Annotated in this window: 10 protein-coding genes; all 10 read left to right on the top strand. The window is 67.4% G+C overall.

What is annotated here, in order from left to right; translation table 11 throughout:
• The first annotated feature begins 164 nt into the window (after nt 1-164).
• The 10 genes from AC13GI_RS02530 to flhA all read left to right on the top strand — a co-directional run bounded on the left by AC13GI_RS02530 (nt 165) and on the right by flhA (nt 10,051).
• Nucleotides 165-680, top strand: coding sequence for a flagellar basal body-associated FliL family protein (locus AC13GI_RS02530; protein ID WP_099818393.1), 516 nt, complete (start codon nt 165-167; stop codon nt 678-680).
• A 10-nt stretch (nt 681-690) separates the two neighbouring features.
• Nucleotides 691-1,695, top strand: a complete 1,005-nt coding sequence (fliM, locus tag AC13GI_RS02525; protein WP_025878989.1) for a flagellar motor switch protein FliM — start codon at nt 691-693, stop codon at nt 1,693-1,695.
• Nucleotides 1,692-2,027, top strand: a complete 336-nt coding sequence (fliN, locus tag AC13GI_RS02520) for a flagellar motor switch protein FliN (RefSeq protein WP_025878988.1) — start codon at nt 1,692-1,694, stop codon at nt 2,025-2,027. The genes fliM and fliN overlap by 4 nt, the downstream gene beginning before the upstream one ends.
• A complete protein-coding gene (gene fliO, locus AC13GI_RS02515; protein ID WP_180167000.1) occupies nt 2,024-2,431 on the top strand; it encodes a flagellar biosynthetic protein FliO in 408 nt (135 codons plus the stop codon). Before fliN ends, fliO begins: the two co-directional genes overlap by 4 nt.
• Nucleotide 2,432: 1 nt before the next feature.
• Nucleotides 2,433-3,212, top strand: a complete 780-nt coding sequence (fliP, locus tag AC13GI_RS02510; RefSeq protein ID WP_180166999.1) for a flagellar type III secretion system pore protein FliP — start codon at nt 2,433-2,435, stop codon at nt 3,210-3,212.
• A 109-nt stretch (nt 3,213-3,321) separates the two neighbouring features.
• Nucleotides 3,322-3,591, top strand: coding sequence for a flagellar biosynthetic protein FliQ (locus AC13GI_RS02505; RefSeq protein WP_005413254.1), 270 nt, complete (start codon nt 3,322-3,324; stop codon nt 3,589-3,591).
• A gap of 16 nt (nt 3,592-3,607) precedes the next feature.
• A complete protein-coding gene (gene fliR / locus AC13GI_RS02500; protein ID WP_089241001.1) occupies nt 3,608-4,399 on the top strand; it encodes a flagellar biosynthetic protein FliR in 792 nt (263 codons plus the stop codon).
• A gap of 162 nt (nt 4,400-4,561) precedes the next feature.
• Nucleotides 4,562-6,688 (top strand): putative bifunctional diguanylate cyclase/phosphodiesterase, encoded by a 2,127-nt coding sequence (locus AC13GI_RS02495; protein ID WP_482995395.1) that lies wholly within the window; start codon nt 4,562-4,564, stop codon nt 6,686-6,688.
• 133 nt (nt 6,689-6,821) lie between these two features.
• The gene (gene flhB, locus AC13GI_RS02490; protein WP_089240997.1) at nt 6,822-7,952 is read left to right on the top strand and encodes a flagellar biosynthesis protein FlhB; all 1,131 of its coding nucleotides are present in this window, start codon (nt 6,822-6,824) and stop codon (nt 7,950-7,952) included.
• Nucleotides 7,949-10,051 (top strand): flagellar biosynthesis protein FlhA, encoded by a 2,103-nt coding sequence (flhA, locus tag AC13GI_RS02485; RefSeq protein ID WP_482995394.1) that lies wholly within the window; start codon nt 7,949-7,951, stop codon nt 10,049-10,051. The genes flhB and flhA overlap by 4 nt, the downstream gene beginning before the upstream one ends.
• Nucleotides 10,052-10,066: the final 15 nt, after the last annotated feature.

The raw sequence follows: 10,066 nt of genomic DNA, 5'->3' as shown, positions 1-10,066 counted from the left end.
AATCGGTAGCGCCGGGCCATGCCCGGCGGAATGTCGGTAATCCGCCGGGCATGGCCCGGCGCTACCGATTTGAACACCCGACGGAATTCCGTCGCGCCCCTCCCCGGCCACTCCGGCACACCCCTTGCATATCCCGGTGAAGCAACCCTCAGGAGCTTCACCCCGTGGCCGCAGCCGCTGACAAAACCAAGAAGACCGCCGACAAGGACAAGACCGCCAAGCCGCGCAGTCCGATCCTGATCACCGCCCTGGTCGCCGTACTGGCCGCCGGCGCCGCCGGTGGCGGGGTGTGGTTCTTCACCCAGTCCAAGCACGAAGACAAGACCGCGCAGGCGCCGAAGAAGACTGCCACCCCGGCCCCGGCGCAGTACTTCGCACTGGAACCGGCGTTCGTGGTCAACCTCAACGGTTCGATCGACGGCCCGCGCTACCTGCAGGTGGAAGTGCAGCTGATGACCCGCGATCCGGCCGCGCTGGAAGCGATCAAGACCCATGCCCCGGCCATCCGCGCACGTCTGCTGATGCTGTTCTCGCAGGTCAGCCCGCAGCAGATCGCCGACATCGCCGGCAAGCAGAAGCTGCAGGCCGATTCGCTGGCCGAAGTGCAGAAGGTGCTGAAGGCCGAGACCGGCAGCAACGGTGCCGATGACCTGCTGTTCACCAGCTTCGTGACCCAGTAAGGGCTCCCCGATGAATGACCTGCTGTCCCAGGATGAGATCGATGCCCTGTTGCATGGCGTGGACAGTGGCGCGGTCGAAACCGAGCCGGACGCCCCCAGTGGCGAAGCACGCTCCTACGATTTCGCCAGCCAGGACCGCATCATCCGCGGTCGCATGCCGACCCTGGAAATGGTCCACGAGCGCTTCGCGCGCCTGTGGCGGATCGGCCTGTTCAACCTGATCCGGCGTTCGGCCGAACTGTCCGTGCGCGGCATCGAGCTGATCAAGTTCAACGATTACATGCACTCGCTGTATGTGCCGACCAACCTGAACCTGATCCGCTTCAAGCCACTGCGCGGCACCGGCCTGATCGTGTTCGAACCGACCCTGGTGTTCGCCATCGTCGACAACTTCTTCGGTGGCGACGGGCGCTACCCGACGCGCATCGAAGGCCGCGAGTTCACCGCTACCGAAATGCGGGTGATCCACCTGCTGCTGAAGCAGACCTTCGCCGACCTGCGTGAAGCGTGGGCGCCGGTGATGGACGTGGAATTCGAGTACATCAACTCGGAGATCAACCCGCACTTCGCCAACATCGTGACGCCGCGCGAATACGTGGTGGTGTGCCGCCTGCATGTCGAACTCGACGGCGGTGGCGGTGACATCCACGTGACCCTGCCGTACTCGATGCTGGAGCCGATCCGCGAACTGCTCGACGCCGGCATCCAGAGCGACCGCAACGACCGCGACGAGAGCTGGGGCCGCACCCTGCGCGAGCAGCTCAACGTGGCCGAAGTCACCCTGTCCAGCGTGCTGGCCAGCAAGCGCATGACCCTGCGCGACCTGACCCGGTTGAAGGTCGGCGACATCCTGCCGATCGACCTCAGCCCGCAGGTGCCGCTGTGCGTGGAGAACATCCCGGTGTTCACCGGTGAGTTCGGCGTCGCCAACGGCATGAACGCCGTAAAGATCACCGCTACCCATCCGCCGGGCACCCGTCCGCGCGTACCCGTCATCCAGGAAGACCCGCAATGAACGATATCGACGCCCTCGAACCGACTCCGGCCCAGTTCAGCAACCTGCAGGCCGATGAAGCGACCGGCCCGGATTTGAACCTGGACGTGATCCTCGATGTGCCGGTGACGCTGTCGCTGGAAGTCGGTCGCGCCCGCCTGCCGATCCGCAACCTGCTGCAGCTCAACCAGGGTTCGGTGGTGGAGCTGGAGCGTGGTGCCGGCGAATCGCTGGACGTGTTCGTCAACGGCACGCTGATCGCCCATGGCGAAGTGGTGGTGATCAACGACCGCTTCGGCGTGCGCCTGACCGATGTGGTCAGCCCCAGCGAGCGGATCCGGAGACTGCGTTGAGCCTGCTCGCCGCCACCGCGCTGGCCGTCGCCAAGACGGCCCCGCAGATCGGCCAGCATGCGCCGGCCGCACCGAGCCTGTTCGGTGCGGTGCTGGCCCTATTGGCGGTGCTGGCCCTGGTCATCGGCCTGGGCTGGCTGCTCAAACGCCTGCCCGGCAGCGGCTTCCGCCCGGCCGAAGGCATGAAGCTGGTGGCGAGCCTGAATGTTGGCGCCAAGGAGCGGGTGGTGGTGGTCGAGGTCAACGGCCAGCAGCTGCTGCTGGGCGTGACCGCGGGCGGCATCAACGCCCTGCACACCCTGCCCGAACCACTGCCGCCGCCTGCGCCGGTGCGCGTACCCGATCTGAAGAACCTGCCGAATTTCGCCCAGCTGCTGCAACAGCGGCTGCGCAAGGACCCCTGACATGCGTGTGACCCGTTCCCGTCTTGCCGCCCTGCTGCCGTGGCTGAGCCTGATCGCCCTGTGCCTGCTGCCTGCGCTGGCGTTCGCCGCCCCGGGCGCACCGACCACACCGCTGCCGGACATCAACGTCGGCAAGATCGGCGGTGCGCCGGTCAGCCTGCCGCTGCAGACGCTGCTGCTGATGACGGCGATTACCCTGATCCCGTCGATGCTGCTGGTGCTGACCTCCTTCACCCGCATCATCATCGTGCTGGGCCTGCTGCGGCAGGCGCTGGGCACCGGCCAGACGCCGTCCAACCAGGTACTGCTGGGGCTGGCCCTGTTCCTCACTGCGATGATCATGCTGCCGACCTGGGACAAGGCCTGGAGCACCGGCATGGCGCCGTATCTCAATGGCGAGATCGACTTCCAGACCGCCTGGACGCTGACCACCACGCCGCTGCGCGCCTTCATGCTGGCGCAGATCCGCGAGACCGACCTGATGACCTTCGCCGGCATCGCCGGGCACGGTACCTACGCCAACCCCGATGCGATTCCGTTCCCGGTGCTGGTCGCTTCGTTCGTCACCAGTGAGCTGAAGACCGCCTTCGAAATCGGCTTCCTGATCTTCATCCCGTTCGTGATCATCGACCTGGTCGTGGCCAGCGTGCTGATGTCGATGGGCATGATGATGCTGTCGCCGATGCTTGTGTCGGCACCGTTCAAGATCCTGCTGTTCGTGCTGGTCGATGGCTGGGTACTGACCGTCGGCACGCTGGCGGCGAGCTTCAATCCGGCCTGATCCGAAGGTCAGCCGAGCATGGCTCGGCCCTACAGACGCGACGCCGGGCAGTGCCGGCCGCCGCATTGACCACCGCCGGGCATGGCCCGGTGCTACCGATGGAACCCTGATGTCTCCCGAACTTGCCTTGACCGAACTGCGTGGCGGCCTGATCACCGTGCTGTGGGTGGCTGGCCCGCTGCTGCTGACCGTCCTGGTGGTCGGCGTTGTGGTGGGCGTGGTGCAGGCCGCGACCCAGCTCAACGAACCCACCATCGCCTTCGTTGCCAAGGCCGCAGCGCTCACTGCGGTGTTGTTCGCACTGGGCAGCCTGCTGATCGGCCATCTGGTCGAATTCACTACGCTGCTGTTCCAGCGCATTCCGCACCTGATCGGCTAGACGGACGCGCACGCAGATGGACGCCGCTACCCAGATGGCTGCCGACGGCCTGAATGCCTTCGGCATGATCGGCACCGTGCTGTGGACCATGCTGCGCATCGGCGCGGTGGCCATGGCGATGCCGATGATCGGTACCCGCGCCGTGCCCGGCCGGGTGCGGGTGATGCTGGCCGGTACCCTGGCCATTGCGTTGGCGCCCCTGCTGCCGCCGGTACCGGACTGGACCGGCTTCGACGCCGCCACCGTGCTGACCATCGCGCGCGAGCTGGCGATCGGCGTGGCCATCGGTTTCATGCTGCGGCTGGTGTTCGAGGCGGGCGCGATGGCCGGCGAACTGGTCGCCCAGGGCACCGGCCTGGCGTTTGCGCAGATGAGCGACCCGCTGCGCGGCGGCACCTCCGGTGTCATCGGCCAATGGTTCTATCTGCTGTTCGGCCTGCTGTTCTTCACCGCCAACGGCCATCTGGCGCTGATCTCGCTGGTGGTGGACAGCTACCGCGCCCTGCCGATCGGGGCGCCCCTGCCCGACCCGCACGCCTTCTTCAGCATCGCCCCGACCTTCCTGCTGACCGTGCTGCGAGGGGCGCTGACCCTGGCCATCCCGCTGACCGTGGCGATGCTGGCGGTGAACCTGGCCTTCGGCGTACTGGCCCGCGCGGCGCCGGCGCTGAATCCGATCCAGCTGGGCCTGCCGGTCTCGCTGCTGCTGGGCCTGTTCCTGCTGACCCTGCTGGTCGGTGAAATGGGCCCGCCGGTGCAGCGCCTGTTCGATGCCGCCTTCGAGGCTGCGGGTGCCGTGACCCGCTGACGCGGTCATCACGTTTTGCTGCTTGCCGTCCCCCCCGGTGCCCGCGTTAGAGTGAATGGGCAGCGACCGGGGGGACGCTGCAACCGGCGGCCTCTGGTCGCCCGCCTTACGCATGCCCCACCGTAGTTTTTCCGTTGACAGGCAGGTCCGGGAGACTGACGAATGCTGGAAGGCACGTACAACCCGTGGCTGGTGGCGACCTCATTGCTGGTTGCAGTGATGGCGTCCTATACCGCGCTGGCGATGGCCGGGCGCACCGTCACCGCGCCTGGCAAGGGCGCGACCTGGTGGTGGCGCCTCGGCGGCGGCTTTGCGATGGGGCTGGGCATCTGGTCGATGCACTTCATCGGCATGCTCGCCTTCGACCTGCCCATTCCGCTGGGCTACGACCTGCCCATCACCCTGCTGTCGCTGGCACTGGCGATCGGCTCGTCGGTGTTCGCGCTGTGGCTGGTATCGCTGCGCACCCTGCCCCATCCGCGCCTGGCCGGTGGTGCCCTGCTGATGGGCAGCGGCATCGCCAGCATGCATTACGTGGGCATGGCCGCGATGCGCATGCAGCCAGGCATCGACTACCAGCCGGTGTGGCTGCTGCTGTCACTGCTGGTTGCGGTGGCCGCGTCGTGGACCGCGCTGTACGTGGCCTTCCGCCTGCGCGCGCAGCACACCCGCATCGGCGACCGCCTGGCCGCTGCCGGACTGCTCGGCCTGGCCATCGTCGGCATGCACTACACCGGCATGGCCGCCGCCCGTTTCCCCGAAGGCAGCGTCTGCGGCGCCGCGGTGGGTGATGGCCTGCAGAACAACTGGCTGGCGATGCTGGTGGTGGTGCTGACCGTGGCGATCCTGGCGGTGGTGCTGGTGGTGTCCTGGCTGGACCAGCGGGTGGAGGCACAGCTGTTGCGCCTGCGCAATTCGCTGCTCAGCACCTCGTTGACCGACGCCCAGCAGGAACTGACCCAGGCCGCGCTGCACGACCCGCTCACCCGCCTGCCGAACCGGTTGCTGCTGCAGCGGCGCATCGTGCAGGCGCTGGCCGAGGCCGAACAGGGCGGCAGCCGCTTCGCGGTGATGTTCATGGACCTGGACGGCTTCAAGCAGGTCAACGATGCCTATGGCCACCAGGCCGGCGATGCGCTGCTGGTGGCGGTGGCCGAACGCACCCGCCAGCTGTTGCGGCCGCACGACATGCTGGCACGGCTGGGCGGCGACGAATTCGTGCTGGTGGTGCGCATCGAGCACGACGAGGACCTGCCGACACTGGCCCGGCGCATCCTGCAGGCGGTGGGCAGCGGCCCGCTGCTGCCGGACAACGAGCTGCAGGTGACCGCCAGCATCGGCATCGCGATCTGCCCCGACCACGCCGCCAGCGAACGCCAGCTGATGGCCTTCGCCGATGCGGCGATGTACCAGGCCAAGGAGTCGGGCCGCAACGCGTTCGTGCTGTTTGCCGACTGGATGAACGACAGCGCCGAGCAGCAGTTCCGCCTGCTGGCCGACCTGCGCCGGGCGATCGGCAGCGAGCAGCTGTTCCTGCACTACCAGCCGAAGATCCGCGTGGCCAGCCAGAAGGTGGCCGGCGCCGAAGCGCTGATCCGCTGGCGCCACCCGGAACAGGGCCTGATTCCGCCGGACCGCTTCATCCGCCTGGCCGAGCGCAGCGGTGCGATCAACGAGATCGGCCGCTGGGCGCTGGACCAGGCCTGCCAGCAGCTGCGGCACTGGCACGATGCCGGCCACGACGGCTGGACGATGTCGGTGAACCTGTCGCCGGTGCAGTTCAGTTCTCCGCACCTGCTGCAGGACGTACGGGAGGTGATCGAGCGCTACGCGATCACCCCGCGCAACCTGGTGCTGGAGATCACCGAGAGCACGGTGATGCGCGATACCGATACCAGCCTGCGCCTGCTGCAGAGCTTCTCCGCCTTGGGCGTAGGCATCTCGATCGATGATTTCGGGACGGGCTACTCCAGCCTGCTGTACCTGAAGCGTCTGCCGGCCACCGAGATCAAGATCGACCATGCGTTCGTGCGCGACCTGGAACACAGCGCCGAAGACGTGGTGATCGTGTCGGCCATCGTGGCGCTGGGCCATGCACTGGACATGGATATCGTGGCCGAGGGCGTGGAGACCGCCGCGCAGCGCGCCTACCTGGAGCGCCTGGGCTGCGATTACCTGCAGGGCTACCTGCTCGGCCGGCCGGTGGACGCCGCCCGCTTCATGCAGCTGCACGACCTGCCGCGGCCACGGGTGGAACTGGCCAGCGGACCACCCCGCAACCCCCAGTAGATCCACGCCATGCGTGGATGGTTCTTCCCGCGGGCCCAAACCCGGTAGCTCCACGCCATGCGTGGATGCCCCACGCCGCCGTCACGGAACGATTCTTGCACGCACCCCGGCATCCCCTGCTGCAGTGCCTGTGATGTCCGAGAACGAATCCGCCGGCGAAAAAACCGAACAACCGACAGAAAAACGCCTGCGCGACGCCCGCGAGCAGGGCAACCTGCCGCGCTCGCGTGAACTGGGCACGGCCGCCGTCTTCGGCGCCGGGGTGATCGCGGTGATGGCCATGAGTGGCTCGATGGCCAGCGGCGCCAGCGCCTGGATGCGCCATGCGCTCAGCCCCGAACAGAGCCTGCGCCAGCACCCGAAGGCCCTGTTCGGCCACTTCGGCGACCTGCTGCTGCAGCTGATGTGGGTGATCGCGCCGCTGGTGCTGGTCTGCCTGCTGGCCAGTTTCCTGGCGCCGGTGGTGATGGGCGGCCTGCGCTGGTCGGCCAAGGCGATGATGCCCGACATCAACCGCATGAACCCGATGAGCGGGCTGAAGCGCCTGTACGGCCCCGAAGCGGTGGCCGAGTTCATCAAGTCGCTGCTGCGCGTGGCCTTCGTCGGCGTCGCCGCCGGCATGGTCGTGTGGACCAGCTTCAACACCCTGCGCGGACTGATCCACCAGCCGCTGGAAACCGCCATCGGCGACGGCCTGGGCTTCACCCTGCGGCTGCTGCTGGCCACCGCCGGGGCGATGCTGGTACTGGCCGCCATCGACGCGCCGTACCAGCGCTGGAACTGGATGCGCAAGCTGAAGATGACCCGCGAAGAGCTGCGCCGGGAAATGAAGGAAAGCGAAGGCAGCCCGGAAGTGAAGGGCCGTATCCGCCAGCTGCAGCAGCAGATGGCCAACCGCCGGATGATGGAGGCGGTACCCACCGCCGACGTGGTGGTGGTCAACCCGACCCACTATGCGGTGGCCCTGAAGTACGAAGGTGGGGCCATGAATGCGCCCACGGTGGTCGCCCTGGGCGTGGATGAAACCGCCCTGCGCATCCGTGAAGTGGCCGACGGCAACAAGGTCGCCATCGTCTCTGCCCCGCCTTTGGCACGCGCCTTGTATCGGGAAGGCCAACTCGGCAAGGAAATCCCCGTGAGACTGTATTCAGCCGTCGCCCAGGTCCTCTCTTACGTCTACCAGCTGCGCAGCTGGCGGACCGGCCCGATGCCGTCCACGCCGCACATCCAGGTTGATGAGTTCGGCAACGGGGGCCGCCCATGAGCGCCCAGGCATCCAGCTTCAATACCCGCCGCGCGCTTGAAATGATCCGCCAGGGCCTGGGCGCGCCGCTGATCGTGCTGGCCCTGCTGGCCATGGTCGTGGTGCCGCTGGCCGCGCCGGTGCTCGATGCGCTGTTCACCTTCAACATCGCCATCTCGCTGATGGTGCTGCTGGCGGTGGTCTACGTGAAGCGCCCGCTGGACTTCACCATCTTCCCGATCGTGCTGCTGATCACCACCATGCTGCGGCTGGCGCTGAACGTGGCCTCCACCCGCGTCATCCTGCTGAACGGCCAGAACGGCCACGACGCGGCCGGCAAGGTGATCGCCGCATTCGGTGAATTCGTGATCGGCGGCAACTACGCCGTCGGCATCGTGGTGTTCGCGATCCTGACCATCATCAATTTCGTGGTCATCACCAAGGGCGCCGGCCGCGTCTCGGAAGTGACCGCGCGCTTCATCCTCGATGCCATGCCCGGCAAGCAGATGGCGATCGACGCCGATCTCAACGCCGGTTTGCTGACGCGCGAGGAAGCCAAGCTGCGCCGCGAAGAGGTCCGCGAGGAAGCCGACTTCTACGGCGCGATGGACGGTGCCAGCAAGTTCATCCGCGGCGATGCGATCGCCGGCATCCTGATCCTGTTCATCAACATGCTCGGCGGCCTGGCCGTCGGCGTGCTGCAGCATGGCATGCCGATCGGCGACGCCGCGGCCACCTATACCCTGCTGTCGATCGGTGACGGCCTGGTGGCGCAGCTGCCGGCGCTGCTGGTTTCCAGTGCGGTGGCGATGCTGGTTACCCGTGCCTCGCGTTCGCAGGACATGGCGCAGGCGATGACCGGCCAGGTGTTCGGCCAGTACCGTGCGCTGGCCATCACCGCCGGCATCCTCGGCGTGGTCGGCCTGGTGCCGGGCATGCCCAACGTCGCTTTCCTGACGCTGGCCGCCATCCTCGGCTTCATCGCCTGGAAGGTGTACCGCAAGGGCCTGGTGCCGGCACAGGCCGACACCGCTGCAGGCGATAACAACGCACTGAACGCGCTGGGCCGCCCCGCTGCCCCCGCAGCCACGGCGGAACTGAGCTGGGACGAACTGCGTCCGGTCGATCCGCTGGGCCTGGAAGTCGGCTATCGATTGATTTCGCTGGTGGACAGCAACCAGGGCGGCGAACTGATGCCGCGCATCAAGGGCGTACGCCGCAAGCTGACCCAGGATGTCGGCTTCCTGATTCCGTCGGTGCACATCCGCGACAACCTGGAACTGCCGGCCAACGGCTACCGGGTACTGGTGCATGGCGTGCCGGTGGCTACCGCCGAAATCCATCCCGACCGCGAACTGGCGCTGGACCCCGGCAGTGCGCTCGGTCCGCTGGAAGGCATCGCCGGCAAGGACCCCGCCTTCGGCCTGGATGCGACCTGGATCCAGCCGCACCAGCGCGCCCAGGCCGAAACCCTGGGTTACACCGTGGTCGACCCGGCCACGGTGGTCGCCACCCACCTTTCGCACCTGATCCGCGAGCACGCACCGGAACTGCTCGGCCACGAGGAAGTGCAGCACCTGCTGGCCAACCTGGCCAAGAGCGCGCCGAAGCTCGTCGAAGATCTGACGCCGAAGGCGCTGCCGTTGTCGGCGGTGGTGCGCGTGCTGCAGAACCTGCTGGTCGAGCGCATTCCGATCCGCCAGCTGCGCAAGATCGCTGAAGCACTGGTCGAACATGCTCCGCACAGCCAGGACCCGGCCACGCTGACCGCCGCCGTGCGCACCGCGCTGGGCCGCTTCATCGTGCAGGAGATCGCCGGAATGTCGGCGGAGCTGCCGGTGTTCACCCTCAACCCGCAATTGGAACGTGTCTTGCAGGAGTCCACGCAGGGCAACGGCGCCGCGCTGGAACCCGGACTCGCTGAGCGACTGCACCAGAGCCTGGCCGAATGTGTCAGCAAGCAGGAAGCCCGCAACGAGCCCGCGGTCGTGCTGGTACCAGGCCCGGTGCGTGCCGCGCTGGCCCGCCTGGTCCGCCACAGCGTTCCGTCGCTGTCGGTCCTAGCCTACAGCGAGGTGCCGGAGGATAAGCGCCTGAAGCTGGTCGGAACGATCAGCTGACGCCGCCCCGCAACG

The sequence above is a fragment of the Stenotrophomonas sp. 82F1 genome (assembly GCF_056861525.1).
Note: the sequence above shows the minus strand (reverse complement) of the source record. Positions and strands in the feature narration are given on the sequence as shown.